Origin of the sequence: Chromohalobacter sp. 296-RDG, from assembly GCF_029889885.1 — a bacterium.
Lineage (GTDB): Bacteria > Pseudomonadota > Gammaproteobacteria > Pseudomonadales > Halomonadaceae > Chromohalobacter.
On sequence record NZ_JARANY010000038.1, the window covers coordinates 1 to 25,753 of the forward strand.

The following is a 25,753-nucleotide window of genomic DNA, read 5'->3' on the forward strand; positions in this document are numbered from 1 at the left end:
GTACGCGGGCGCGCAGATCGAAGCGCAGAAGACCGACTTCGTGCGCCTGGGCGTGGTCGGTGACTGGGAGCGCCCCTACCGGACCATGGATTTCGCCAACGAGGCGGGCGAGATCCGTGCGCTGGCCAAGATGGTCGAGGGTGGTTATGTCTTCAAGGGGCTGAAGCCGGTCAACTGGTGCTTCGATTGCGGCTCGGCGCTGGCCGAGGCCGAGGTCGAGTATGCCGACAAGAAGTCCGATGCCATCGATGTTGCCTTCACCGCCGCCGAACCCGCCAAGCTGGCGACGGCGTTTGGGCTCACCTCGCTCGACAAGCCGGCGGCGATCGTCATCTGGACCACCACGCCGTGGACCATTCCCGCCAACCAGGCACTGAACGTGCATCCCGACTTCACCTATGCCCTGGTCGATACCGGCGAGCGACTATTGGTGCTCGCCGAGGAACTGGTCGAAAGCTGTCTGGCGCGCTACGGCCTCGAGGGCGATGTCGTAGCCACGACCACGGGTGCGGCGCTGGAATTCATCAATTTCCAGCATCCGTTCTACGAGCGCGTGGCGCCGGTATATCTCGCCGATTACGTGACCGTGGAAGAGGGCAGCACGGGGATCGTCCACTCGGCGCCGTCGTATGGCCTGGATGACTTCATGACCTGTCGCGAGCACGGAATGAGCTTCGATGACATGCTCAACCCCGTGCAGGGCAATGGTCTGTATCGCGATGATTTGCCGTTCTTCGGCGGGCAGATGATCTGGAAGGCCAATCCTCAGATCGTCGACAAGCTGCGTGAAGTGAACGCGCTGATGGTGCACACGCCGATCACCCACAGCTATATGCACTGCTGGCGCCACAAGACACCGGTCATCTACCGTGCCACCGCGCAGTGGTTCGTGGGCATGGACCGCGAGGACGACGCGGGCCGCACTTTGCGTCAGCGCGCGTTGGATGGTGTCGAAGCGACGCAATTCGTCCCCGCCTGGGGCAAGGCGCGTTTGCACTCGATGATCGCCAATCGCCCCGACTGGTGCATCTCGCGCCAGCGCAATTGGGGGGTGCCGATCCCGTTCTTCCTGCACAAGCAGACCGGGGAATGGCATCCGCGCACCGTCGAGCTGATGGAAGAGGTGGCCAAGCGCGTCGAAGCGGAGGGCATCGATGCCTGGTTCCGTCTAGACGCCCGCGAGTTGCTGGGCGATGAGGCAGGCGACTACGAGAAAGTCACCGACACGCTGGACGTCTGGTTCGATTCCGGCACCACGCATCGTCATGTGATGCGCGGCTCGCATCCGATGGGACACGACCAGGGTCCGCGTGCCGATCTGTATCTCGAAGGTTCCGACCAGCATCGCGGCTGGTTCCATTCGTCGTTGCTGACCGGTTGCGCCATCGACGGTCATGCGCCTTACAAAGCGCTTTTGACGCACGGCTTCACTGTCGACGAGAAGGGCCGCAAGATGTCCAAGTCGATGGGTAACGTCATCGCACCGCAGCAGGTGATGGACAAGCTGGGCGCCGATATCCTGCGCTTGTGGGTGGCTTCCACCGACTATTCCGGTGAGATGGCGGTCTCCGACGAGATCCTGAAACGCACCGCCGATGTGTATCGCCGTATTCGCAACACTGCGCGCTTCCTGCTGGCCAACTTGAATGGCTTCGATCCCGCGCGTGATGCCGTGGCGTTCGAGGATATGCTGGCCCTGGATCAGTGGGCGGTGGATCGTGCCGCGCAGCTTCAGCAGCGCATGCAGACGGCCTATGACGACTACCGCTTCCGGGATGTCTATCAGCAGGTACATGATTTCTGCGCCCACGAGCTGGGCGGCTTCTATCTGGATGTGATCAAGGATCGCCAGTACACCACCCAAGCTGATTCGCGCGCGCGACGCAGCTGTCAGACAGCGCTCTATCATGTGGTTGAGGCGCTGGTGCGTTGGGTGGCGCCGATTCTGTCCTTCACTGCCGAGGAAATCTACGAAGCCATCCCCGGCACGCGCGGCGATAGCGTGCTGCTGGAGGAATACTATCCGCATCTAGCGACGCTGAAGACGGATGCCGTGATGGGGCGTGAGTTCTGGTCGCGAGTGCTCGAGGTCAAGCAGGTGGTCAACAAGTGCCTGGAAGACGCGCGTAACGCCAAGGTGATACGTAATAGTCTTGCCGCCGAGGTTACGCTCTACGCCGACGACGGCTTGCGCGAGACTTTGTCGCAACTCGGCGATGAGCTGCGTTTCGTGCTGTTGACCAGCGAGGTGCATCTGGCGTCGCCGAATGCGGCGGGCAGCGAGCAGGCCGAGACCAGCGAGCTCGACGGCCTCAAGGTGGGTGTGATGGAAAGTCCGCACACCAAGTGCGAACGTTGCTGGCATCACCGCGAGGATGTAGGCACGCATGCGGCCGATCCGAACCTGTGCGGTCGCTGTCTGAGCAACTTGCCCGCAGGGCCGGGCGAAACGCGCCGTTATGCCTGAAGATTCGATGCCTGATGACGCATCACGTGCCATAGCGCCGCTTGATCATGAGATGAGAGGCTTGAATGAACGACGCTGCAACGCCTGAACGATCAGTATCGTCGCCCATGCAGCGGCCCTTGCGCTGGCTGTGGCTGGCGCTATTGGTGATCGTGCTGGACCTTGGCAGCAAGCTGCTCGCCAGCACGCATTTGATCTATGCACAGCCGGTCGAGTTATTGCCGGTGTTCAACTTTACGCTGCTGCACAATACCGGTGCGGCGTTCAGCTTTCTGGCCGATCATGCCGGATGGCAGCGCTGGCTGTTCGCGGCCATCGCCCTTGGCGTGAGCATTGGCTTGACCGTGTGGTTGACGCGTCTCAAGGCCGATGAACGCCTCTCGGCGGCAGCGATTGCACTCGTGATCGGCGGGGCGTTGGGCAATCTCTACGACCGCCTGGTGCATGGCTATGTGGTCGACTTCCTATCGTTTCATTGGCAGGGAAATTACTTTCCTGCCTTTAACTTGGCCGATACCGCCATCACCTTGGGAGCCATTGGCTTGATTCTGGCCTCCCTGCGTGACGGCCGACGACACACGGCAACATCCGATAAGAGAGACGCCCCATGAGTGAGTACTGCATCGGCGATGGGATGGAAGTGACATTGCATTTCACCGTCAAGTTGGAAGACGAGACGGTGGTCGATTCCACCCGCGACAAGGCGCCGGCGACGTTTCAGGTCGGCGATGGCAATCTGCCACCGGGGTTCGAGGCGCCGCTCAAGGACATGACCGATGGCGAGACCGGCCGTTTTACCATCACCCCCGAGCACGGCTTTGGTCAGCACAATCCGCAGAACGTGCAGCGCCTGCCGCGCGACCAGTTCGACGATGATCTCGAAGTCGGTACGATGATGTCGTTCACCGACCCGGGCGGCGGCGAGCTGCCCGGCGTCATCGCCGAGATCGACGAACGCAATGTCGATGTAGACTTCAATCACCCGCTGGCGGGGCGTACCCTGACCTTCGAGGTGGAAGTGATCGAGGTTCGCCCGGCCACGACCCATTAAGCTTTGACGGGCGCACGCCGCCCATCGATACGATGCCACGGCGCATCGAGGCGAGGTAAGCATGCAAATCAAGCTGGCCAATCCACGCGGTTTCTGTGCCGGCGTCGACCGCGCCATCGAGATCGTCAGTCGCGCGCTCGATGTGTTCGGGCCGCCCATCTACGTACGTCACGAAGTCGTCCATAACCGCTTCGTGGTGGATAGCCTGCGTGAGCGCGGAGCGGTATTCGTCGAGGAAGTGCATGAGATCCCCGACGACGTGATTGTGATCTTCTCCGCGCACGGCGTATCGCGCGCGGTCCAGCAAGAGGCCGAGCGGCGTGGGCTGCGCATCTTCGACGCCACCTGTCCGCTGGTCACCAAGGTGCACATGGAAGTCCTGCGCTACGCCAAGCGTGGCCAGGAATGCGTGCTGATCGGGCATGCCGGCCATCCTGAGGTCGAGGGCACCATGGGGCGCTACGATACGTCCTTCGGTGGACAAATCCACCTCGTCGAGGACGAGCAGGACGTGGCGAAGCTTGAGGTTAACGATCCCGAGCGGCTGGCGTTCGTGACCCAGACCACGCTGTCCATGGACGATACCTCGAAGGTCATCGACGCTCTGCGCGAGAAATTTCCGCGTATCGACGGGCCGCGCAAGGACGACATCTGCTACGCCACCCAGAACCGCCAGGACGCCGTGCGCGAATTGGCCAGCGAAAGCCAGCTGGTGCTGGTAGTGGGCAGCCCCAACAGCTCCAATTCCAACCGTCTGCGTGAACTGGCCGAGCGTACCGGTACGCCGGCGTATCTGATCGATACCGCCGAGCAGATTCGCCCCGAGTGGGTGGACGGCGTGGGCACCATCGGCATCACGGCCGGTGCCAGTGCACCGGAAGTCCTCGTCCAGGCGGTCATCGACCGGCTCAAGGCGCTGGGCGCCGAGGACCCCGATGAACTCGCCGGGCAGGCCGAAGACATCGTCTTCTCCATGCCCAAGGAGCTGCGCGAGCAGGTGATCGCCAGCGAATGATGCGTTGACGCCCGCCGGCTCGGTGTGTCGTTACATTTCGTTGCAAAATAGGCTACATTGAGGGGCGTCCGAACGCTCGCCCCTTGCCGCGTGCGCGACGCTTCGCCGCAACCATCAGGAAGCCGTACGTGCCGCATCTTGCTTGCCGCGTTCGCCGCGTATCGAACGCCAGTGGTTTCTCCCTCCTAGAATTGCTGATCGTGCTGGTGATCTTCGCGATCATGGCAAGCATCGCCGTGCCCAGCTTTCAGTCCCTGCGCCAGAATCAACAGCTCACCGATGCCGCCAACGAACTGGTCGCCGCACTGCGCCTGGCGCGCGGCGAAGCCATCATGCGCGAAGCCGAAGTTACGCTGTGTGCGAGTGCTGATGGGGATTCATGCGAGGGCAATGACTGGTCAAAAGGCTGGCGCATAGCCGACGAGGGTAATAAGACGATTGCCGTCCACCAGCCGCTACCTGATCGGCTCAACGTTGTTGACGCCCCGTCACAACCCGCCAGTGTGCGCTTCGATGACCTGGGGTATCCGAAAGACGGGGAGGTGGCCAGTTGGCAATTGCGCCATGCAGGGCTATCGGACGACTCCCGTTGGGTTTGCTTTAGCCGCATTGGGCGTGCCTATGTCGCAGAGCCGAGTAAGGAGTGTGGCCTGTGATGAAATCGCCAATGCCACGTCTTCCCCATCGCCAGCGCGGCTTCGGCCTAATCGAAGTGCTGGTAGCGCTGACCATTCTCTCCATCGGCATGCTCGGGCTCGCTGCCATGCAACTCAACTCGTTGCAGAACGCACGCGAGAGCCTCAACACAACACTCGCCACCATCATGGTCCGAGACATGAATGAACGCGCCTGGGCGCAGCAGGATGAAACTTGTAAGGCTCTTTTGAGTAAGTGGCAGAAAGATGTCGCTCAAATTAACGGCCCTCCCTCGCCCGATGGGAGTGGGAAAAATATCGGCAATGGCCTTTATGACCTCCAGATCATTTGGCAGGGCGGTGAAGGCTCGGATGGTGAAAAAGCTACTTCCCCGCACGTGAACTTGGTGGCCTTCTTGCCTTGTGAGGCTGCAAGCGGATGAACAATCAACAACGCCAAAGCGGCTTCACGCTGATCGAGATGATGATCAGCATGCTGCTCGGCTTGATCATCCTCGTGGGCAGCGTATCGGCATACCAGGCGATCAGTGGTCTCCGTGAGCAGCGGGATGGCGTCTATCAATTGCAGGATGAACTGCTTTACGTACATCAATCCATGGCGCGCGCCGTGGCCATGGCCAAAGACGTCGAAGTGAGTGAAGGAGGCTCGGTGTTGACGGTTACGCCGGCAGGCGCAGCGCCTACGGGATGCCGGAATAGCGCTCATTCGGACTGGGTATGGCGCGTCGACTCCAGCGAGGAAAAGGCGTCATTCGATTGCAATGGCAGGAAAGTGTTGACGCTCTCCACACCAGGAGTGACAGGCGTCGCATTCGACACCTCGGGGATCTGTAATGACGCTTCGACTTCCTGTGTACGGGTCACACTGAACTATGCCACTTGCCGTGATCTTCAGGACTGTACCGTTAGGACATTACGCTATCACTTGAGCTCACGTTATGCGGTTCAGTCCGAGGGAGGCGAGGATGCATCCTAGAGAAAACGGCTTCGTGCTCGTCATCGGGCTCGCGCTTCTGACCATCGCCACGGGCATGGTCGTGGCTGGCATGTCACTGGGCCGCTATCAGGAGCGTCAAGCAGGACATTACCTGCGGACCAATAATGCCCAATTAGGGGCCGACGAGGCCTTTTTGCATCTACTGCGCGGCGATACGCAATGGGCGCGCGACATACGGCAGTACGTGAATGATCAACTGATGGCCAATGCGGAGAACGGCACTACCTGGAAGCCAGGCGTGGATGACATGTCCACGACACCGTGGCGAGATCGCAATGCCCTCTCGCCGAGCCAGTACACTCGCCCCATGGTTGAAAGCGTCGAAAAACTCGACGAGGACACAGTTCGAGTAACTTTCTCGGGAAGCAACTGGGTCGACGGCAATGATCAGAATGTCGGCTTTTCGAGTTTCCAGGCCGAGTTTAATGTCGGAGGCGGCGATGAGGCCGGCGGTGCCTACCGTGAGGTCCTGCTCGGCTGTGAGGGTGTTAACACATTAGGCAGTGGAGTCATCGATAGTTACGACTCCCGTGATGGAACGTACGGTGAAGACGGTAATGCTAATAAAAGTAATGCCACGATAAAATCCAGTTATAAAGGAGACAGGTTTTGGGAAGGCGATATCGTCCTGAGTAGCGGGCAGCCTGTTTACGGAGATGTAGAGTCTGCGGGGCGAATTATAGTTGGTAACTCTGGCACGCTTCATGGCGATCTGAATGCGGACGGAGATATCGTGGTTCTTAATGGCGGGGCTGATATTCAAGGCGATGTTAGCAGCCGTGGATCGGTCGAGATGGTGAAGGGCGGCAATGTTTCTGGAAATATCCGCGCTAATGGCGATGTCACTATCCATAGGGGGGGCGCGAGAGTCGGAGGGGATATTAGTAGCCGGGGAGCGGTTACGTTAAAAAAGGGAGGAACTGTTGAGGGAAGTATACTCGCGAGTCTTGATGTAACAATACACGGTGGTGGGGCCAATATCTTGGGCAATGTCGCCTCCCGCCAGACGGTGCGTTTGACCAGCAGTGGCCGCATACAGGGCAATGTCGAGTCAAACACGGAAATCGTCACCGGTAAGTGGAGTTCGCGCATTGAGGGTAATGCTACGGCACCGAAGGTGCATACAACCGTTCATAAGCGGGATGTGGCAAACCAAGTCGGCGGCACCATCAATCGCGTCTCATCAGATGTTGCTGAGGCCCCTGAGGCTTCTAAAGTGGAAGTTGAGCAACAAAGCTGTGACGCTTTCACATCCACGACAAACAAGGGCGCGACGATCGGCGACTTGACCGATGCTCTCTCGCCCTATGCCTCGTCGGGGAGGCTAGCGATCGGCGGTGGCAATCAGACGTATACCTTGACGCCGAATGGACTCCAGGTGCCGTCCGATCGTCATCACAATAGTGTGCACCATCCCGAGCGTTACAAGGTCTCACGCGGCGTCGCGCTCGATGGCATCTTCCCTGAGCCCACCAATGTGCTGGTGCTGGATAGCTTCTTGCTGGGCGGCAGTGCCAATTTCGTCGTCGATGGCGGCGACATGACGCTCTACGTCAAGGGCGGTATCGGTATTGGCGGCGGGGCTACGTTCAACGTTGCCGAGGGTAGTTCGTTGAAGATCGTCACCGAGGGGCGTTTCAACCTGGGCAGCAATCTCAATGTGGCGTCCGACAGCCCGACCGACGACGATGGCAATCCAATCCTGTCTCTCTATTCGACCTATGACGATAATGGTGTCAACGGTTGGAACGCGGGCGTCAATATCAGTGGCCGCTCTGCGTTCAAGGGCACCATCTTCGCGCCGTACAGCACCGTCAATGTTGCTGCTGGTGGGGGCTTGTATGGTGCCGTGAAAGGTCGTCGTGTCGAGGTGAGGGGTGGCGCCGGCATCCACTACGACGAAGCACTGATGGAGTCGACCGTCGGTACGGGCGGTGGTGGAGGCGGCGGTGACGGAGGTGGTGAAAACGGCGATGGCGACTGGACGATGAAGGGACTCTCGTATGGCGCCGATGACTGAATCAGCGCGTGCAGGCGGCATCGCCTTCCGGGAGTCGTTCGATGCGTACCCGGCCGCCGCGGCTCAGCACGATGCGGCGTGCCGGGGTCGTCGCCTTGGCCGTGCAGAGATAGAAACTGCCAATCTGGAAGCTGCCGGAGGCGCGGATCGAGTAGCCGTTCGGCGCGTAACGCACGTAGTGCCGCAAGGGCTGATTGGCGTGCAACCGGAGCCCGCCTGGCGGCGTGCCACCCGCTCGTAGCGTCGGTTCCGAGGGCGATTGCTCACCATCGTCATCGCGATCGGCGAATATGCGCCAGCCCTGAGTCCATCCTTCCTGCCCGCTGACCACCATCACTGGCACGCCTTGGCGAATGGCCTCGCTGCGGGCGTAGTAAAGCGCCTGATAAAGCGTGTGGCTAGCGGCCTGCAAGCGCTGATCGCGTAGCACATGGCCTATGGCGGGGACGCCCTGGATGGTGAGCACGCCGACAATGACGATGATCACGAGCAATTCGAGCAGTGTCATTCCTCGCATGTGTCGTGTTGTCGAGCGCATCGATTGCCTTTCTTTATATTAGAAATTACTTTATATGTTTATAAAGGAGTCTGGGCAAGCGAGCAAATACGATGAGGGTGATACGCAGGGGCGAGCCTTCGCGGCGTGGGCGTATGCCGGGCTTCAGCTTGATCGAAGTGCTGATCACGTTGTTCATTTTGTCTTTCGGCATGCTGGGGTTGGCGGCTACTCAGGCGCAGGCACTGCACGCCCAGCGGCATGCCGAGGCCCAGTCTCAAGCGGTGCAGCGGGTGGGGGCGATGCTCGAACGTTTGCGTATCGACCGCTCCGGTGCGCTGGCAGGTGCCTACGACCAGCCATGCAGTGATGATCCTGCCAGTGCTGCATCGGCTCAGGTGCGCACCTGGCTGACAGGGCTCGTAAATGCGCTCCCTCAAACGCAAGGCTGCATCGAAGTGGCGGGTAATGACGATGTGGCGACGGCGACAGTGAAAGTGACCTGGCGAGCGCCCCGTGCGCGCTGGAGCGATGACGATGGGCAGCAGCAATATCGATTACAGACCCGGCTTTGAGCGACCCTTTCCGGGATGCCGGCATCAACGTGGCGTGTCGCTGATCGAGTTGATGGTGAGCCTGGCACTGAGCATGATCGTGCTGCTCGGGGTCATCGACCTGTTCATCGCTTATCAACAGCAGTACCGCCTGCAGACGCAACTGGCCCAGATGCAGGAAAGTGGCCGCTTCGTCACTGACGTACTGACGCGGGAATTACGCAAGGCGGGCTATGCCGGATGGGAAAAGGCGCAGACCTTTCCGGCGACATCGCGGTTTGCTCATGGCGCCATCGTCGCAGGGGACGACAGTACCCTGAACGTCCGTTATTACGGCAGCCGCGACGTACCGGTTCAGAATTGCCTGGGCGGGCGACTCGAGAGTGCTGATATCACTCGCACTACGATGTCGCTGAATGCCTCGCAGGGCTTGAATTGCGCGGTGAACGGGGCGTCTTCTCAACCGCTCGATGCAAATGTCGAGGCCATGACGCTGCGTTATTTCATCGCGGGTCGTTGGCGGCGTGCCGCAGGTGTCGGTGACTGGGCCAGCGTCAAGGGCGTGAGTATCGAGTTGCTGGTGGCCTCGCGACAGGATGGGCTCGTCGACACGGCATCGTCCTATGTCGTCGACGGCGAAACCGTCACGGCATCGGATCATCGCCTGTATCGGGTGTATGCCATGAGCGTGGCGCTGCGTAATGTACTCTCGCCACCGCTTGTCCCCGCGCAGGATGAGTCTTCATCGTGAGCCTCAACGTCCCTTCTCGAGAACGGGGCATGACGCTGATCGTCGCGTTGATTCTGCTGATGGCGATGACGGCACTGGGGCTTGCCGGGTTTCAGGGCGCGGTCCTGCAGGAGCGCATGGCGCGCAATGTCATGGATCGCCAGGTGGCGTTTCAAGCGGCCCAGGCGGCATTAGCGGAAGGCGAATGGCGATTGCGTCATGCGGAGTACACACTGCCCGATGCTCGAGGCGACTGTATGGCGCCTGATTGCCTGATGCCACGGGCGTCGCATGCGAGCCAATGGTCGGCTGCTCGCTGGCGGCGCGATGGACTGGCGTATGGCGATAGCGGCGCTCCGCCACTCGTTGATGTCAGCGAACCGCCGCGCGTGACGTTCTCGCTGCTGGTTAGTGTGTGTCCCAAGGCCGGCGCGTCATGCCAAGTGCGTGTCGAAATGACGGCATTCGGTTGGGGTACGCGCCCGGTGACGCATGCAATACTCGAGCGTGGCGTCACGCTGATGCTGCCTCGTGCGGCCGGCGAGGCATTGATTCAAGCCCACCGGGCGCAGGCCGATAATGACGACACGCGCATCACCCGCTCTGCCGAAGGGCCTGCTCGTCCGGCGTGGCGCGAGGTCTTTCGATGAGTGCCTTGTGTTGAACGTCTTGCTTTCTGTCTTCAGGAGTCCATGCCATGCGTCGAGCCCAAGGCTTTAGCTTGATCGAGTTGATGATCGTGCTGGTCATCATCGGGATCCTGGCCGCGATCGCCATTCCCGCGTATACCGATTATGTACGCAAGGCGGAGCGAGGCGATGCCCAGGCCACGTTGATGCAACTGGCGTATTGGATGGAACGTCAGTACACGCAAGAAAATCGCTATGACAACGGAAAACCGTTGCCCGACTCGATTACGAAACCTGATGAGGGGGCTTACGAGTTTGGCTTCATGGAGGGTGGACGCTCGGCCAACGAATTTACGCTCAAGGCGAAACCCACGGGCAGCCAAAGCGAGGACCGTTGTGGAGTGCTGACGCTGGATGAGACTGGCAAGCGGGAGCCGGAGGACTGCTGGCAATAAGCATGTTGTCTCTGCCGCTGCCTTGCGCACCCGGCACATGGTAGATTGCGGGTTTCGCAGTGATGAAATGAGTGCCCGCGTGAGTGATTTCTTGATCGTTGGGGGCGGCGTCATCGGCATGATGACGGCCCTGCAACTCGCCGACGCCGGTGGTCGCGTCACCCTACTCGAGCGCGGCGAATGCGGCCGTGAGGCCTCCTGGGCCGGCGGCGGCATCGTCTCCCCGTTGTATCCCTGGCGCTATAGCGCACCGATTTCCGCCTTGTCGCGCTATTCTGAAGGTGCCTATCCTGAACTATCGCTGCGCCTGCTCGAAGAAACGGGTATCGATCCCGAATACCGCCAGCGCGGGCTTCTGTACCTGCGTGTCGATGATGAACCCCAGGCGCTCGCGTGGGCACGCGAGGTTGGCAAGCCCCTAGAGCGGGTCGGGGCGGAGACGATTTACGCCAAGGAACCCAATGTCGCGCCCGGTTTCGACTCGGCGCTGTGGATGCCGACTCTGGGCAGCATTCGTAATCCGCGCTTGTGCAAGGCGCTGCGGGCCCGCCTGCAAGCGATGCCTGACGTCACCCTGCGCGAGCATGTCGAGGTCGAAGCTCTGGAGGTGGCGGATGGCCGCCTTCGCGGCGTACGAACATCAAAGGGCCGCGAGGTAGCCGAGCGCGTAGTGGTGTGCGGCGGCGCCTGGGCCGGCCAGTTGCTGGAAGGTATCGGTGTGACACTGCCGGTGCGTCCGGTGCGTGGGCAGATGATCTTGTTCCAGGCGCCGCCCGGGGTGGCCGAGCGCGTAGTGCTGAAAGATGGCCGTTACGTGATTCCGCGCGGCGACGGGCGCATCGTCGCCGGCTCTACGCTGGAAGAAGTGGGATTCGATCAGCGCACCACCGAGGCGGCCAAGGGCTCGCTTTACGATAGCGCGCTTTCGATCGTGCCGGCGCTGGCCAAATGCCCGGTGGAGCATCACTGGGCCGGCTTGCGCCCCGGTTCGCCGGACGGCGTGCCATATATTGGTGCGGTGCCGGACATCGAGGGGCTATGGATCAACGCTGGCCATTATCGCAATGGCCTGGTACTGGCGCCGGCGTCGACGCGTCTGCTGGTCGATCAACTGCTGCAACGCACGCCGGTGGTCGATCCCGCCCCTTATCGGCTAGGCGGCATCTGACGACACGGCGTTTTGCCAGCGAGCAGGCGTTGCGTGACAATATAACCATGAGGCCGTCTCGACGGCCGTTTCCACAGCCAATCGCAATGAGAGAGGCGCTTTCCGCTCATGCAAGACCTGACTCTGGTGATGGCCCAGCTCGATCCGCTGGTGGGCGATATTCCCGGTAATACCGCGCAGGCCATCGAAGCCGTGCGCGAAGCGCGCATCGAACATCGCGCCGATGTGGTGGTCTTCCCTGAACTGTTTCTGACCGGTTATCCACCGGAAGACTTGTTGCTGCGCGAGTCGATGGAAACGCGCTTGGAAGAGGCGCGTGCGACGATGGCGCGCAAGGTATCGCGGGACGTGATGGTCGTCATCGGCTATCCAGGCAGGCGCGATGGTCAGCTGCATAACCTTGCAGGCGTGCTGTACAACGGCGAATGGCTCGGTGAATACGCCAAGCAGGCGCTGCCCAACTATCAGGTATTCGACGAGCAGCGTTATTTCGCCCCGGGGCACTCGCCGCTGGTCATCGAGCATGGCGGCGCCAAACTGGGGATCCTCGTGTGCGAGGATCTATGGGACGGCGCGCCGGTGACGCAGAGCGTCGAGGCCGGCGCCGATATCCTTATCACGCTCAACGCCTCGCCCTATCACCGCGACAAGCCGCTCGAGCGCGAACAATTATTCGTCCGGCGTGCTCAGACGACTGCGCGGCCGCTGGTCTACCTCAACCAGATCGGTGGCCAGGATGAGCTGGTCTTCGATGGTGGCTCGCTGGTGCTCGATGCCCAGGGTGAGGTCGCAGTACGTGCGCCATTCTGGGAAGTCGGCCTGATGCCGGTGCGTTTTACCGACGCACAGGGCGCATGGGCGCCGGAGACCGGCGAATGCGAACCGCTGCTGGTCTCGGAAGAAAGCCTCTATTGCGCACTGGTGACCGGTCTTCGCGACTACGTCAACAAGAGCGGCTTCCAGGGTGTAGTGTTGGGACTTTCCGGAGGGATCGACTCGGCCCTGTCATTGGCTATTGCGGTCGATGCCTTGGGGCCGGAGCGCGTGCAAGCCGTGATGATGCCCTATCACTACACGGCGGATATCTCCAAGGCGGATGCGGCCGCGCAGGCCGATTTGCTGGGTGTGCATTACGAGGTCATGCCCATCGCGCCGATGGTGGAGGCTTTCACCTCGACGCTTGAAGAGAGCTTCGCCGGGGCTGGGCACGATACCACCGAGGAGAACCTGCAGTCGCGTTGCCGGGGTGTCCTGTTGATGGCGCTTTCCAACAAGAAAGGCCTGATGGTGCTGAGCACCGGCAACAAGAGCGAGATGGCGGTGGGCTATGCCACGCTGTATGGCGATATGGTGGGGGGCTATAACGCGCTCAAGGACGTCTACAAGACCTGGGTGTATCGCCTTGCCAAGTGGCGCAATGCGCAGGAGCCTGCCATTCCCGAGCGTGTCATCACGCGCCCACCTTCTGCTGAGCTGGCGCCGGATCAAGCGGACAGCGACTCGCTGCCCGGCTATGATGAACTGGACGCCATCCTCGAGCGTTACATTGAAGGCGATATGAGCGCCGAGGCGATCATCGATGCCGGCTTCGCCAGCGAGGATGTCTATCGGGTCGTGAAGCTGGTCGACCGCAGCGAATACAAGCGGCGTCAGGCACCGGTGGGGGTCCGAGTGACGGCCCGCGGTTTTGGGCGCGATCGCCGCTATCCCATCGTCAACGGCTGGCAGCCGGGGGATTAGTCACTTCGTAACAGTAGGAAGTTAGAAGAGAGAAGAAAGAAGTAAAAGCAGAACCCTCGCAGCTGGCTGCGAGGGTTCTCGTTTGAGAAAACAGCGTTTAGCTTATCTTCCGTCTTCCGTCTTACAGCGTCAGCGGCTTGGCGTCGACATGCTCGGGTTCGAAAGTCTTGCCATCGAGTCGCGGATTGTCGGGGTCGTTTTCGATGAGCGTCTGCAAGGCATCGCGTGCCCGCTCGGGCATGTTCAGCCCCATGTAGCCTTCGACGATTACCGCCAGGGCGTCGCGCGTGGCGGGTGTCTGCGGGTAATGCTCAAGCACCCATTTGCCGCGATTGATCGCCGCCAGGTAGGCGCCCTTGCGAAGATAGAAGTCGGCGACTTGCAGTTCATGACGCGAGAGCACGTTGCGCAGATAGACGATGCGCTGACGCGCGTCGGCCGCGTAAGGGCTTTCCGGGAAACGACGCACCAACTCGCCGAAGTCGACATTGGCGTCACGGGTAGCGCCAAGATCACGCTTGGAGATATCGATCAGCTCGAGCCCCTCGAGGCTGAAACGCCCGGATTGGTAAGCCGCGAGACCGCGCATGTAATACGCGTAGTCGACCTGCTCGTGATCGGGGTGCAGACGAATGAAGCGGCTGGCGGCGGCGCGCGCTTGCTCCCAGTCCTCGGTCTGATAGTACGCGTAGATCAGCTCCAGCTGGGCCTGCTCGGCGTAACGACCGAAGGGGAAACGGGTATCCAGCGCCTCGAGGCGTGTCACGGCGGTGCTGTAACGCCCGGCATCCAGTGATTTTTGAGCTTGCTGGTAAAGATCTTGCTCTTGCAGATCCGGTGCCGGCTCGTTGCTGGCGCAACCGGTGAGCAGTGCGCCACTAAGCAGCAACGCACCGAACGTGCCAAGTGAAGGGAATCGCATCGTCATCCTCGTTCAACCAATACGGGGCGGCCGTGCTAGAATCCGCCAGTTCGGAGTCACTATAAAGCAAACGCCCCCGGTGGCGAAATGGAACCGAGCATTGCCATGGCAGATACCGTGCAGCGAGAAGAACGCGTCCCCGAAACGATGGCTGGCCAGCGCCTGGACCAAGCCGCCTCGACGCTGTTCGCGGACTTCTCCCGCGAGCGCCTCAAGGCGTGGATCAAGTCGGGGGCGCTGACCTGCGACGGCGCGTTCGCGCGCCCCAAGGACAAGTTACGCGGCGGCGAGCAACTGACGCTCGAGGCCACGCTCGAGGAAGACACGCGCTTCGCGCCGCAGGCCATGCAGCTCGATATCGTCCATGAAGACGACGACGTCATCGTGATCGACAAGCCGGCGGGGCTGGTCGTGCATCCCGCCGCCGGCAATCCTGACGGTACCCTGCTCAATGCGTTGCTGCATCATGCGCCGGGACAGATGCAACTGCCCCGGGCGGGCATCGTGCACCGACTCGACAAAGACACTACCGGGCTGATGGTGGTGGCCAAGACGTTATCGGCGCATGCCTCATTGGTCGAGCAACTGCAGGCGCGCACGGTGTCGCGCGAATACGATGCCGTGGTGACCGGCAGGATGACCGCAGGGGGCAGTGTCGATGAGCCAATTGGGCGGCATCCCAAGGATCGCAAACGCCAGGCCGTCACGCCCTCGGGCAAGCCGGCTGTGACACACTACCGTGTAGTGGAGCGCTTTCCTTCCCATACGCATGTCCGCTGTCAACTCGAAACCGGGCGTACCCACCAGATTCGCGTGCATATGGCCCATCGGCGCTTTCCGCTGATTGGCGACCCGACCTATGCCGGGCGTCTCAAGATGCCTGCGGGGGCCAGCGAGGCACTGAAGGATGTACTGCGGCATTTCCCCCGCCAGGCCTTGCACGCACGCAAACTGGCCTTCGTGCATCCCGGTACCGGAGAGGCGGTGGAGTTTCGCGCGGCGTTGCCGGAAGATATGCTGATGCTGCTGGATTTTCTGCGCGACGCAGCCGACACGCACGCCAAGTGAGTCCCTCATGAACGAACGCCCCACCTTGATTTTGCCCGACTGGCCGGCGCCGAGCACGGTCGGCGCCTTCGTTACCACGCGCGAGAGCGGCCCCAGCCAGGGCGCCTTCGCGTCTTTCAATATGGCGCATCATGTAGGTGATGATCCCGCGTCGGTCGATCGCTGCCGCCGCCTGTTGAGCGCCGAGCTCGACGACGCACGTCCCTTGTTATGGCTGAACCAGGTGCATGGTGCCGCCGTCCAGCAGGCGTATCGTGCAGAGTTTGCCCAGCAGCCACCGCAGGCGGATGCCTCGGTGGCTTTCGATATGGGATACGCCTGTGCCGTTCTGACCGCCGATTGTCTGCCGGTGTTCTTCTGTGATCGCCATGGCACGCGTGTGGGCGTGGCACATGCTGGCTGGCGAAGTCTGGCGGGCGGCGTGCTGGAGGCTAGCGTGGCGGCGCTGGGGCAGTCGCCGGACGAGCTCATGGCGTGGCTGGGGCCGGCGATTTCCAAGGCGCAGTTCGAGGTTGGCCCTGAAGTGTTCGAAACGTTCGTAGCCTTGCAGCCCGAGTCGGAAAGCGCCTTCGAGCCAAGCCCCTACCGCCTCGGGCACTATATGGCAGATATTTATCGCCTGGCGCGGTTGCGTCTCGAGCGGTTGGGTATCGGCCATATCGGCGGAGGGCACTTCTGCACCGCCTGCGAGCCGCGTTTCTATTCCCACCGTCGTGACGACGGCCACACCGGGCGCATGGCCAGCGTGATCTGGTTGCGCTGAAGGGCGTGTCGCGTTCGAGCCCGGCGTTATCGCGCGTAGGAACGATTTTTGCACGTTCTGCCTTGAAACGCCTTGAGCATACCTCCATTGATGATGTCAACATTAGACGACATCAGCGGTGTGCGTCGGCGTGCCGCGTTGAAGGAGGGTTCGATGCAAATCGATCGAATGACCAGCAAGTTGCAAAATGCCCTGGGTGAGGCGCAGTCCCTGGCGGTAGGGCGCAGTCATAACCAACTCGATCCCGGCCATGTCCTGATGGCGCTCGTCGAGGCGCAGGAAAACGGCATCAAAGGCCTGGTTCAGAAGGCCGGTGGCGATGTCTCTCGCCTGCGTAACGGGCTTTCCCAGTACCTCGATGACTTGCCGCGCATTGGCCAGTTCGACGGCAATGTTCAGCTTTCTGCGGCGCTGTCGCAGCTTTTCAATCTCGCCGACCGCGAAGCCCAGCAGCGCGGCGATCAATATATCGCCAGCGAGTTGGTCGTGCTGGCGGCGCTGGAAATGAAAAGTACCGTTAGCAAGGTACTCCAGCAGGCCGGTCTCGACGTGCAGTCCGTACGCAGCGCCATCGATAGCCTGCGCGGCGGTCACAAGGTGGATGACGCCTCGGCCGAGGAAAGCCGCGAGGCGCTGGATAAGTACACCATGGACCTGACCCAGCGTGCCGTGGAGGGCAAGCTTGACCCGGTGATCGGCCGCGACGACGAGATTCGCCGTACCATTCAGGTGCTGCAGCGGCGTACCAAGAACAACCCCGTGTTGATTGGCGATCCCGGCGTGGGCAAGACCGCCATCGTCGAGGGCCTGGCAAGCCGTATCGTCAACGGTGAGGTGCCGGAGGGGCTGAAGGACAAGCGCGTGCTGTCATTGGACATGGGCGCGTTGCTGGCCGGCGCCAAGTATCGCGGCGAGTTCGAAGAACGCCTCAAGGCCGTGCTCGCGGAGCTGGCTAAGGAAGAAGGCCGCGTCATCCTGTTCGTCGACGAGTTGCACACCATGGTCGGCGCCGGCAAGGCAGAGGGCGCGATGGACGCTGGCAACATGCTCAAGCCGGCACTGGCGCGCGGCGAATTGCATTGCGTTGGGGCGACCACATTGGACGAGTATCGTCAGCACATCGAGAAGGACGCGGCGCTCGAGCGGCGCTTCCAGAAGGTGCTGGTGGATGAGCCCAATGAGGAAGATACCGTGGCGATCCTGCGTGGCCTCAAGGAGCGCTATGAGGTGCATCACGGTGTCGATATCACCGATGGCGCTATCATTGCTGCGGCCAAACTCTCGACGCGCTATATCACCGATCGGAAACTGCCCGACAAGGCTATCGACCTGATTGACGAGGCGGCGTCTCGGATCCGCATGGAACTCGACTCCATGCCCGAGGAAATGGACCGCCTCGACCGTCGGCTGATCCAGCTCAAGATGGAGCGCGAAGCGCTCAAGAAAGAAACCGACGAAGCGACCCGCAAGCGACTTGATTCTCTGGAGGCGCAGATCGACGAACTGAGCCGCGAATATGCCGATCTCGAAGAAGTCTGGAAGGCCGAGAAGGCCAGCATTCAGGGCGCGGCACAGTTCAAGGCGGAGCTCGAGCAAGCACGCATCGATCTCGAGGCGGCACGGCGCCAGGGCGATCTGGGGCGCATGTCCGAGTTGCAGTATGGGGTGATCCCCCAGCTCGAGCAGCAGATCGACGAGGCTAGTGAGCATGAGGCGGATACCGCCAAGCACCAGTTGTTGCGCTCCAACGTTACTGAGGAAGAGATCGCCGAGGTTGTCTCGCGCTGGACGGGGATCCCGGTGTCCAAGATGCTTGAGGGCGAGCGCGACAAGTTGCTGCGCATGGAAGAGGCGCTGCACGAACGTGTCATCGGTCAGGATGAGGCGGTGACCGCAGTGGCCAACGCTGTGCGTCGTTCCCGGGCGGGACTCGCCGATCCACATCGTCCCAACGGGTCGTTCCTGTTCCTGGGGCCTACCGGCGTCGGCAAGACCGAGTTGTGCAAGTCGCTGGCCAACTTCCTCTTCGACACCGAGGAGGCCATGGTGCGCATCGACATGTCCGAGTTCATGGAGAAGCATTCCGTGGCGCGGCTGATCGGGGCGCCGCCGGGTTATGTCGGCTATGAGGAAGGCGGTTATCTGACCGAGGCGGTGCGCCGCAAGCCCTATTCCGTGCTGCTGCTCGACGAGGTCGAGAAAGCGCATCCGGATGTCTTCAACATCCTGCTGCAGGTGCTCGAAGATGGACGGCTGACCGATGGCCAGGGGCGCACGGTGGACTTCCGCAATACGGTGATCGTGATGACCTCTAACATGGGCTCGGACATCATTCAGCGCATGGGCGGCGATGACGCCGATTACGCTGTGATGCGCGATGCCGTGAAGGAGGTGGTGGGCGATCATTTCCGCCCGGAACTGATCAACCGCATCGACGAAGTGGTAGTGTTTCACGCCTTGGGGCAGGAGCAGATCCAGTCCATCGCGGCCATCCAGCTCGAGCGTCTCCAGGCGCGTCTGGTCGAACGCGAGATTCGTCTCGAAGTCAGCGACGACGTCCTGGCGCAGTTGGCGGTGGTCGGCTTCGATCCGGTGTTCGGCGCGCGACCGCTTAAACGCGCTATCCAGAGCCGGATCGAGAATCCGCTGGCACAGGAGTTGCTCGCCGGGCGTTTCGCGGCGGGAGACACCATCCGCGTCACCTCGGAAGACGGGCATCTCGTCTTTGCCAAGTAACGACGCGAACGGCTCGCAGCTCCGGTCCGCTCGACGCTCTCGATGTACGGTCGCGTCCTGACCTTCTTCCCGCCCGCGACGTGCTGCGTCGCGGGTTTTTTTATGCCGGGTGCAACGCTGTTTTTATTATCGACTTTAGTCGAATTTTGGCGTCTTGATAGGTGGCTGTGCAGGGCTGCTGGCTACATAGGGACGGTGAAGGTTGACAGCTGGGGGGTGCTGATGGAATCTAGGTGGTTCCTGATTGCGGGCGCAGCCATTGACGGGTGATCCCCGGCCGCTGCGTGAAGGGTAGGTTGAAAAATGCCTCTACCCGCCTGTCGAAGGAGATCAAGGGTATGGGCCAAACGCCTGTTCCCGCCAACCCCGACACGGCGATCTGCCGTGCCAGGAATCGCTCGGGCCAGCCGGTCTCGGCGGTTTCTATGAGTGCGGGTCCTCACCCCGGGCCCAGAGCCAGGATCATGGCATCAGGTGCCGGCGCAGCCGGCAGCGGCGTACCGCCGCATCGACACTTCGCTGTCCGTAACGTGGCAGTGAAATGGCACTCGTTATTTCCAGGGGAGAACTATCAGTGGAATTGCTTTCCGGCGCCGATATGATCGCCCGCTTCCTGCAGGATGAGGGCGTCGAACGTATATACGGTTACCCTGGCGGCGCAGCGTTGCATATCTATGATGCGCTGTTCCGCCAGGACAAGGTCAAACACATCCTTGTTCGTCATGAACAAGCTGCTACCCACGCCGCCGATGGCTATGCCCGTGCCTCGGGCAAGCCGGGCACGGTGCTGGTCACTTCCGGCCCCGGCGCGACCAATGCCGTGACCGGTATCGCCACCGCCTACATGGATTCGATCCCGATGGTGGTGCTATGTGGCCAGGTGGTCAGCCATCTGATCGGTGAAGATGCCTTTCAGGAAACCGACATCGTCGGCGTGACGCGCCCTATCGTGAAGCACAGCTTTGCCATCAAGCATCCTTCGGAGATCCCCGAGGTGCTCAAGAAGGCTTACTATCTCGCCGCAACTGGTCGTCCCGGGCCAGTAGTCGTGGATATCCCCAAGGATATGACGGCGCCTACCGAGCGTTATGAGTACGTCTATCCGAAGAAGGTCAAGATCCGCTCCTATAACCCGGTCACGCGGGGCCATAGTGGCCAGATCAAGAAAGCCGTGGACATGATGCTCAAGGCGCGGCGGCCGGTGTTCTATACCGGTGGCGGTATCGTCACCAGTGGTGCGAGCGAAAACCTGACAGCGTTGGTTAAGCGCTTGGGCTTCCCCATCACTACCACGTTGATGGGCATCGGCTCCTATCCGCAGACCGATGCGCAGTCGCTGGGCTGGCTGGGCATGCACGGCAGCTACGAGTCCAACATGGCCATGCACCATGCCGACCTGATCATCGCCATCGGGGCGCGCTTCGATGACCGCGTGACCAATAATACCTCGAAGTTCTGTCCCACGGCCAAGATCGTGCATGTGGATATCGACCCCAGCTCGATCTCCAAGACAGTACGCGCCGATGTGCCGATCGTGGGGCCGGCGGATAGCGTCATCAATGAAATGATCAGCCTGTTGCAAGGCCGGGAAATGGCTAACGCCGAGGCTTTGCCGGAATGGTGGACGACCATCGATGATTGGCGCGCCGAACGCGAAGGCAAGCTTTACGAGGCTTCTCAGCCGGGCGAGCGGCTCAAGCCGCAGGAAGTCATCGAGGCGGTGTATCACATCACACGCGGCGAGGCTTTCGTGACCACCGATGTCGGTCAGCACCAGATGTTCGCGGCGCAGTACTACAAGTTCGACAAGCCCAATCGTTGGATTACCTCCGGGGGACTGGGCACCATGGGCTTCGGTTTCCCGGCGGCGATGGGCATCAAGCAGAACTTCCCCGATGACGTCGTGGTCTGCTTCACCGGGGAGGGCAGCTTTCAGATGATGATGCAGGAATTGTCGACTTGTAAGCAGTTCGGCACCGGGGTGAAGATCATCAACCTCAACAACGAAACGCTGGGTATGGTGCGTCAGTGGCAGGATCTCAACTACAAGTCGCGCCATGCGCACTCGTACGTGGAGTCGCTGCCGGACTTTCAGAAGTTGATCGAGGCCTACGGCTTCACGGCGCTCAAGGTGGAACACCACGACGAGCTCGATGCGGCGCTGGAGCGCACGTTCGCCGACAACGACGAACTGGTGTTCCTCGATATCGACGTCGACCCTCGGGAACACGTCTATCCGATGCAGGTGCCCCTGGGTGCCATGCGTGACATGCTGCTTTCGAAGACGGAGCGGACCTGATGCGCCACATCATCTCGATCCTGCTGGAAAACGAACCCGGCGCCCTGTCCCGCGTGGTGGGGTTGTTCTCCCAGCGCAACTTCAATATCGAAACGCTCAACGTGGCGCCTACCGAGGACCCGAGCCTGTCGCGCCTGACCGTGACCACGGAGGGTGACGACCGCGTCATTGAGCAAATCACCAAGCATCTCAATAAGCTCATCGATGTGGTCAAGCTGGTCGACCTGACCGAGGGCAATCACATCGAGCGTGAACTGATGCTGGTCAAGGTAAAGGCCCTTGGCGCGAGCCGCGACGAGGTCAAGCGTACGGTGGATATTTTCCGCGCGCAGATCGTCGACGTCACGCCGAGTGTCTACACGGTGCAGATCACCGGTGATGCCAGCAAGCTGGATGCCTTCGTCCACGCCATGGCGCCGATCGGTATTCTCGAGGTGGCGCGTACCGGGGTATCGGGCATCTCGCGAGGTGACAAGATCCTCAGCCTCTGAGCCATGTGCCTGCCTACCGTGTCATTAAAGGCCGCTCTCACGAGCGGCCTTTTTGCTTTAAGAGGTCAAGACTAGCGGATCTGCGACCATAGAGCCTTGACCAGCGGATTGCGTAATTTCTTCTCGGTGACGCAGAGCCCGACCTCGTAAGGCGTCAGTGCGGGCTCGACCTCGAGGGCCTGAATGCGCTCAGCCAATGGGCTGTTGTCGACCACGATCTGTGGCACCACGCCGACCCCGAAGCCCAGCCCGACCATGCTGACGATGGCTTCGTTGCCCGCGACCTGGGCATAGATGCGCGGCTTGATGCCCATCTGGCGGAACCATGCGTCCGCTCTCTCGCGGGCGAGTCCTGACTCCGAGAGGATCATGGGAATGCTACCCCAACTGGCGGCGTCCGTCGTGGCGGTTAGGTCGGCCAGCCATTCCGGCATGGTGCGTGGCGCGATGAACAGCAGCGGCGACGTGGCGATTGGCTTGAAGGCTAGCTGTGCGGGCAGAGTTTCGGGGCGCGCGGTGATCGACATGTCTTCTTCGCCGCTTAGGACGCGTGAAACCGCGCTGGCCGGGTCGCCGGTATGCAACTTCAATTCGATGCGCGGATGACGCTGGCGAAACTCGCTGAGCAGCTCGTAGAGAAAGCTATAGCTAGCGGTCACCGAGCAGTAGATGCTGATTTCGCCGGTCAGTTCTCGGCTTTCCGCCATCAGCGAGTGACGAAACAAGTCCCATTGCTCCAGGGCATCGCGTGCATAACGCTGGAATAGGCGACCTTCATGCGTCAGTCGGACACTGCGGCTGTCGCGCTCGAACAAGGTGACGCCGAGCTGTGTCTCGAGTTGGCGGATCGTACGGCTCAGCGTCGAGGGGCTGACGTGACATAACTCACTGGAGCGGCCAAAGTGCAGGGTATCGGCCAGGCTGAGGAACTGCTGGTAGGGACGTGTATCCATGGCGCTATCATTTCATTTTTCGGCATACGGTATTGCAAATATAGCGTTTTACGCAACGCTGCGAGCTGGCGTAAGGTGACATCAAAGCGTCGCGACAGACGACGCTCATGGCGGAAAGCCATCAACGCTGACACTTTATACGTTTCTTCTTCGATATCTGGAGTACGACATGCGTGTTTATTACGACAAAGATTGCGACCTCTCGCTGATCCAGGCGAAGAACGTCACCATCGTGGGTTATGGTTCCCAGGGTCATGCCCATGCGCATAATCTCAAGGAATCCGGCGTCGAGGTCACCGTGGCGCTGCGTCCGGGTTCCTCCTCCGTGGCCAAGGCTGAGTCGGCGGGCTTCAAGGTGGCCTCCGTGCCCGAGGCCTGCAAGACGGCCGACGTGGTGATGCTGCTGGCGCCCGACGAGAACCAGAAGGCCATCTATGAGCAGGATATCGCGCCTAACTTGAAGGATGGCGCGACGCTGGCCTTCGCGCATGGCTTCAATATTCATTACAATCAGGTGACGCCGCGTCAGGACCTGGACATCATCATGATCGCGCCGAAAGCGCCGGGTCACACGGTGCGCTCCGAGTTCGTGCGCGGCGCCGGCGTACCCGACCTGGTTGCCATCCAGCAGGATGCCACCGGCCAGGCCAAGGAGTTGGCGCTGTCCTACGCAGCCGGTATCGGCGGTGGCCGCAGCGGCATCATCGAAACCTCCTTCAAGGATGAAACCGAGACCGACCTGTTCGGTGAGCAGGCGGTGTTGTGCGGCGGTACCGTGGAGCTGGTCAAGGCCGGCTTCGAGACGCTGACCGAGGCTGGTTACGCTCCCGAGATGGCTTACTTCGAGTGTCTGCACGAGCTCAAGCTGATTGTCGACCTGATGTACGAAGGCGGTATCGCCAACATGAACTACTCCATCTCCAACAACGCGGAGTATGGCGAGTACGTCACTGGTCCCAAGATCGTCAACGAGCAGTCGCGGGAAGCGATGCGCAATGCTCTGAAAGACATCCAGACCGGCGAATACGCCAAAATGTTCATCAACGAAGGCAACAGTAACTATCCGTCGATGCATGCGCGTCGCCGCCTTAATGCCGAGCATCCGGTAGAGCAGGTGGGTGCGAAGCTGCGTGGCATGATGCCCTGGATCGCGGCCAACCAACTGGTCGACAAGAGCAAGAACTAAGCGCTGTCTGCAAGTCGGTAGCGAGCGGGCGCGGCCAATTGGTCGCGCCCGTTTACGTTTTGGGTCGTCAAGGAGGCCGACTGTCGACTAGGATTGCAATGTGTAGAATGTCGGAATAGCCCATCAAGGGCCGTCCCATGGCAACGGAAGACTTTTATGACGCAAGAATCGGGCACGCCAGAATCGCCCAGAAACACCGACACCGAGAATGTCTCGGAGGATAATTCGGTGTTTCAGGACGAAGACGAAATCATTGAGGAGACCATCGAAAACGGGAAGCGCGTGCGCCGTCGAGGTATTTACCTGCTACCCAACTTGTTCACGCTGTCAGCGTTGTTTTCCGGCTTCTTCTCGATGATTGCGGCGATGAACGGTAACTTCTCCGGCGCCGCCATCGCGATTTTCGTCTCCATGGTGCTCGATGGCCTCGACGGGCGCGTGGCACGGATGACGAACACGCAAAGCGCCTTCGGTGCCGAGTTCGACAGCCTGGCCGACATGGTCTCGTTCGGAGTGGCGCCCGCATTGGTGGCATTCTCCTGGATTTTGCAGGATGTCGGCAAGATAGGCTGGATCGCTGCCTTTATCTTCGCCTCCGGTGCGGCCTTGCGTCTGGCTCGCTTCAATGTGCAAATCGGTAGTACCGACAAGAAGTGGTTCGTTGGCTTGCCGAGTCCTTCCGCCGCCGCGCTCGTTGCCGGCTGCGTATGGACATTGCATAAGTTCGACGCCGATGCTCTGGGTTTCAAGCTGTTCATCGCGTTCGTTGTCGCGGCGGCAGGGGTGCTGATGGTCAGCAATATCCGTTATCACAGCTTCAAGGAAATCGATTTCAAGGGCCCCGTCCCTTTCGTCGTGCTGCTGGCGATTGTACTCGCGTTCGTGGTGATTTCACTCGAGCCTTCGCTCATGTTGTTGACCCTGTTCGGCTGCTATGTGATGTCGGGGCCTCTGCTCGCACTCATGCGCAAAATGCGCTGAGTTCGTTTCTTTCGCTACGGCATGGCCCTGCATTATCCACATCCTCTTCTATGCGCGGCTCTGTTTGGGGTGTGGATAAGACGAATGGCGGCGACGTTTAGGCGTCGCCAATCGAACGTAAACTATTTTTAAATCATCCCCTTGCGTTCGCGTCGGCGGATCCGTAAAGTACGCATCCGCTGCCGGCGACGGGCTTCGTGGCCGGCGGTGAAAGGGTGGCGCAAGTGGCTGACTTGCTTGAGAAAATTCAAGCCTTCGGGTGGCTTTCTCGCTTGACAGTAACGCCGATTTCGGTAGAATGCGCCGCATCTCGAAAGGCCTCGGGCAACGCCGCGATTTGAAGCGTTGCCAAGCATTGTCTCGCCGGCTTCGGCCT

The 25,753-nt window shown here is 60.8% G+C and carries 24 protein-coding genes; 21 read left to right on the forward strand and 3 right to left on the reverse strand.

The genetic code is table 11. The features are described from left to right. From ileS to OP495_RS12560, 8 genes are all read left to right on the forward strand, one after another. On the forward strand, window positions 1–2,467 hold a 2,467-nt coding region (gene ileS / locus OP495_RS12525; RefSeq protein WP_280569661.1), incomplete at its 5' end, for an isoleucine--tRNA ligase. A 65-nt stretch (window positions 2,468–2,532) separates the two neighbouring features. Next, a complete protein-coding gene (gene lspA / locus OP495_RS12530) occupies window positions 2,533–3,078 on the forward strand; it encodes a signal peptidase II (protein WP_280564415.1) in 546 nt (181 codons plus the stop codon). Further along, on the forward strand, window positions 3,075–3,518 hold the full coding sequence (gene fkpB / locus OP495_RS12535; RefSeq protein WP_280569662.1) for an FKBP-type peptidyl-prolyl cis-trans isomerase: 444 nt from the start codon (window positions 3,075–3,077) through the stop codon (window positions 3,516–3,518). Before lspA ends, fkpB begins: the two co-directional genes overlap by 4 nt. Window positions 3,519–3,579: 61 nt before the next feature. Next, window positions 3,580–4,533: a 4-hydroxy-3-methylbut-2-enyl diphosphate reductase gene (gene ispH / locus OP495_RS12540; protein WP_246894763.1), complete on the forward strand. Its 954-nt coding sequence runs from the start codon at window positions 3,580–3,582 to the stop codon at window positions 4,531–4,533. Between the two features lie 128 nt (window positions 4,534–4,661). Continuing rightward, window positions 4,662–5,189: a GspH/FimT family pseudopilin gene (locus OP495_RS12545; protein WP_280569665.1), complete on the forward strand. Its 528-nt coding sequence runs from the start codon at window positions 4,662–4,664 to the stop codon at window positions 5,187–5,189. Beyond that, window positions 5,189–5,611, forward strand: coding sequence for a type IV pilus modification protein PilV (gene pilV / locus OP495_RS12550; RefSeq protein WP_280569666.1), 423 nt, complete (start codon window positions 5,189–5,191; stop codon window positions 5,609–5,611). The genes OP495_RS12545 and pilV (OP495_RS12550) overlap by 1 nt, the downstream gene beginning before the upstream one ends. Continuing rightward, window positions 5,608–6,165 (forward strand): type II secretion system protein, encoded by a 558-nt coding sequence (locus OP495_RS12555; protein WP_280569667.1) that lies wholly within the window; start codon window positions 5,608–5,610, stop codon window positions 6,163–6,165. Before pilV (OP495_RS12550) ends, OP495_RS12555 begins: the two co-directional genes overlap by 4 nt. Continuing rightward, window positions 6,155–8,206 carry a polymer-forming cytoskeletal protein gene (locus OP495_RS12560; protein WP_280569670.1) on the forward strand — a complete coding sequence of 684 codons (2,052 nt, stop codon included), beginning with the start codon at window positions 6,155–6,157 and terminating at the stop codon, window positions 8,204–8,206. Before OP495_RS12555 ends, OP495_RS12560 begins: the two co-directional genes overlap by 11 nt. Window position 8,207: 1 nt before the next feature. Here the strand turns inward: OP495_RS12560 and OP495_RS12565 are convergent, their stop codons facing one another. Continuing rightward, on the reverse strand, window positions 8,208–8,714 hold the full coding sequence (locus OP495_RS12565; RefSeq protein WP_280569672.1) for a GspH/FimT family pseudopilin: 507 nt from the start codon (window positions 8,712–8,714) through the stop codon (window positions 8,208–8,210). A gap of 143 nt (window positions 8,715–8,857) precedes the next feature. Between OP495_RS12565 and pilV (OP495_RS12570) the strand changes: the two genes are divergently transcribed. From pilV (OP495_RS12570) to OP495_RS12595, 6 genes are all read left to right on the forward strand, one after another. Continuing rightward, window positions 8,858–9,277 (forward strand): type IV pilus modification protein PilV, encoded by a 420-nt coding sequence (gene pilV / locus OP495_RS12570; protein ID WP_280564402.1) that lies wholly within the window; start codon window positions 8,858–8,860, stop codon window positions 9,275–9,277. Then, window positions 9,240–10,007 (forward strand): PilW family protein, encoded by a 768-nt coding sequence (locus tag OP495_RS12575; protein ID WP_280569673.1) that lies wholly within the window; start codon window positions 9,240–9,242, stop codon window positions 10,005–10,007. Before pilV (OP495_RS12570) ends, OP495_RS12575 begins: the two co-directional genes overlap by 38 nt. Continuing rightward, a complete protein-coding gene (locus OP495_RS12580; protein WP_280569674.1) occupies window positions 10,004–10,636 on the forward strand; it encodes a PilX N-terminal domain-containing pilus assembly protein in 633 nt (210 codons plus the stop codon). Before OP495_RS12575 ends, OP495_RS12580 begins: the two co-directional genes overlap by 4 nt. Before the next feature lie 47 nt (window positions 10,637–10,683). Next, window positions 10,684–11,070, forward strand: a complete 387-nt coding sequence (locus tag OP495_RS12585; protein ID WP_280564399.1) for a type IV pilin protein — start codon at window positions 10,684–10,686, stop codon at window positions 11,068–11,070. 79 nt (window positions 11,071–11,149) lie between these two features. Next, window positions 11,150–12,238, forward strand: a complete 1,089-nt coding sequence (gene thiO, locus OP495_RS12590) for a glycine oxidase ThiO (RefSeq protein WP_280569675.1) — start codon at window positions 11,150–11,152, stop codon at window positions 12,236–12,238. Window positions 12,239–12,346: 108 nt separating this feature from the next. Next, window positions 12,347–13,978, forward strand: coding sequence for an NAD+ synthase (locus OP495_RS12595; protein WP_280569677.1), 1,632 nt, complete (start codon window positions 12,347–12,349; stop codon window positions 13,976–13,978). A gap of 121 nt (window positions 13,979–14,099) precedes the next feature. Here the strand turns inward: OP495_RS12595 and OP495_RS12600 are convergent, their stop codons facing one another. Beyond that, window positions 14,100–14,900: an outer membrane protein assembly factor BamD gene (locus OP495_RS12600; RefSeq protein WP_280569679.1), complete on the reverse strand. Its 801-nt coding sequence runs from the start codon at window positions 14,898–14,900 to the stop codon at window positions 14,100–14,102. A 105-nt stretch (window positions 14,901–15,005) separates the two neighbouring features. Here OP495_RS12600 and rluD point away from each other — a divergent pair, with 105 nt between their 5' ends. From rluD to ilvN, 5 genes are all read left to right on the forward strand, one after another. Then, window positions 15,006–15,968, forward strand: coding sequence for a 23S rRNA pseudouridine(1911/1915/1917) synthase RluD (gene rluD, locus OP495_RS12605; protein WP_280569681.1), 963 nt, complete (start codon window positions 15,006–15,008; stop codon window positions 15,966–15,968). Between the two features lie 7 nt (window positions 15,969–15,975). Next, window positions 15,976–16,731: a peptidoglycan editing factor PgeF gene (gene pgeF / locus OP495_RS12610; protein WP_280564394.1), complete on the forward strand. Its 756-nt coding sequence runs from the start codon at window positions 15,976–15,978 to the stop codon at window positions 16,729–16,731. A gap of 153 nt (window positions 16,732–16,884) precedes the next feature. Beyond that, window positions 16,885–19,467: an ATP-dependent chaperone ClpB gene (clpB, locus tag OP495_RS12615; RefSeq protein WP_280564393.1), complete on the forward strand. Its 2,583-nt coding sequence runs from the start codon at window positions 16,885–16,887 to the stop codon at window positions 19,465–19,467. 574 nt (window positions 19,468–20,041) lie between these two features. Next, entirely contained in the window at window positions 20,042–21,766 is a 1,725-nt protein-coding gene (locus OP495_RS12620) for an acetolactate synthase 3 large subunit (protein WP_280569683.1), read from the forward strand. After that, window positions 21,766–22,257: an acetolactate synthase small subunit gene (gene ilvN, locus OP495_RS12625; protein WP_280564391.1), complete on the forward strand. Its 492-nt coding sequence runs from the start codon at window positions 21,766–21,768 to the stop codon at window positions 22,255–22,257. The genes OP495_RS12620 and ilvN overlap by 1 nt, the downstream gene beginning before the upstream one ends. A gap of 71 nt (window positions 22,258–22,328) precedes the next feature. Here the strand turns inward: ilvN and ilvY are convergent, their stop codons facing one another. After that, window positions 22,329–23,210: an HTH-type transcriptional activator IlvY gene (gene ilvY, locus OP495_RS12630; protein WP_280569686.1), complete on the reverse strand. Its 882-nt coding sequence runs from the start codon at window positions 23,208–23,210 to the stop codon at window positions 22,329–22,331. 169 nt (window positions 23,211–23,379) lie between these two features. Between ilvY and ilvC the strand changes: the two genes are divergently transcribed. Together ilvC and pssA are read left to right on the forward strand one after the other, a co-directional pair. Beyond that, window positions 23,380–24,396 (forward strand): ketol-acid reductoisomerase, encoded by a 1,017-nt coding sequence (ilvC, locus tag OP495_RS12635; RefSeq protein WP_280564389.1) that lies wholly within the window; start codon window positions 23,380–23,382, stop codon window positions 24,394–24,396. Window positions 24,397–24,552: 156 nt separating this feature from the next. Beyond that, a complete protein-coding gene (gene pssA, locus OP495_RS12640; RefSeq protein WP_280564388.1) occupies window positions 24,553–25,377 on the forward strand; it encodes a CDP-diacylglycerol--serine O-phosphatidyltransferase in 825 nt (274 codons plus the stop codon). Window positions 25,378–25,753: the final 376 nt, after the last annotated feature.

What these genes read in the sequence shown, in the direction of transcription:
- lspA (WP_280564415.1), top strand. Translation starts at nt 2,533, where the DNA reads ATGAACGACGCTGCAACGCCTGAACGATCAGTATCGTCGCCCATGCAG.
- fkpB (WP_280569662.1), top strand. Translation starts at nt 3,075, where the DNA reads ATGAGTGAGTACTGCATCGGCGATGGGATGGAAGTGACATTGCATTTC.
- ispH (WP_246894763.1), top strand. Translation starts at nt 3,580, where the DNA reads ATGCAAATCAAGCTGGCCAATCCACGCGGTTTCTGTGCCGGCGTCGAC.
- pilV (WP_280569666.1), top strand. Translation starts at nt 5,189, where the DNA reads ATGAAATCGCCAATGCCACGTCTTCCCCATCGCCAGCGCGGCTTCGGC.
- OP495_RS12555 (WP_280569667.1), top strand. Translation starts at nt 5,608, where the DNA reads ATGAACAATCAACAACGCCAAAGCGGCTTCACGCTGATCGAGATGATG.
- OP495_RS12560 (WP_280569670.1), top strand. Translation starts at nt 6,155, where the DNA reads ATGCATCCTAGAGAAAACGGCTTCGTGCTCGTCATCGGGCTCGCGCTT.
- OP495_RS12565 (WP_280569672.1), bottom strand. Translation starts at nt 8,714, where the DNA reads ATGACACTGCTCGAATTGCTCGTGATCATCGTCATTGTCGGCGTGCTC.
- pilV (WP_280564402.1), top strand. Translation starts at nt 8,858, where the DNA reads ATGCCGGGCTTCAGCTTGATCGAAGTGCTGATCACGTTGTTCATTTTG.
- OP495_RS12575 (WP_280569673.1), top strand. Translation starts at nt 9,240, where the DNA reads ATGGGCAGCAGCAATATCGATTACAGACCCGGCTTTGAGCGACCCTTT.
- OP495_RS12585 (WP_280564399.1), top strand. Translation starts at nt 10,684, where the DNA reads ATGCGTCGAGCCCAAGGCTTTAGCTTGATCGAGTTGATGATCGTGCTG.
- OP495_RS12595 (WP_280569677.1), top strand. Translation starts at nt 12,347, where the DNA reads ATGCAAGACCTGACTCTGGTGATGGCCCAGCTCGATCCGCTGGTGGGC.
- OP495_RS12600 (WP_280569679.1), bottom strand. Translation starts at nt 14,900, where the DNA reads ATGCGATTCCCTTCACTTGGCACGTTCGGTGCGTTGCTGCTTAGTGGC.
- rluD (WP_280569681.1), top strand. Translation starts at nt 15,006, where the DNA reads ATGGCAGATACCGTGCAGCGAGAAGAACGCGTCCCCGAAACGATGGCT.
- pgeF (WP_280564394.1), top strand. Translation starts at nt 15,976, where the DNA reads ATGAACGAACGCCCCACCTTGATTTTGCCCGACTGGCCGGCGCCGAGC.
- clpB (WP_280564393.1), top strand. Translation starts at nt 16,885, where the DNA reads ATGCAAATCGATCGAATGACCAGCAAGTTGCAAAATGCCCTGGGTGAG.
- ilvN (WP_280564391.1), top strand. Translation starts at nt 21,766, where the DNA reads ATGCGCCACATCATCTCGATCCTGCTGGAAAACGAACCCGGCGCCCTG.
- ilvY (WP_280569686.1), bottom strand. Translation starts at nt 23,210, where the DNA reads ATGGATACACGTCCCTACCAGCAGTTCCTCAGCCTGGCCGATACCCTG.
- ilvC (WP_280564389.1), top strand. Translation starts at nt 23,380, where the DNA reads ATGCGTGTTTATTACGACAAAGATTGCGACCTCTCGCTGATCCAGGCG.
- pssA (WP_280564388.1), top strand. Translation starts at nt 24,553, where the DNA reads ATGACGCAAGAATCGGGCACGCCAGAATCGCCCAGAAACACCGACACC.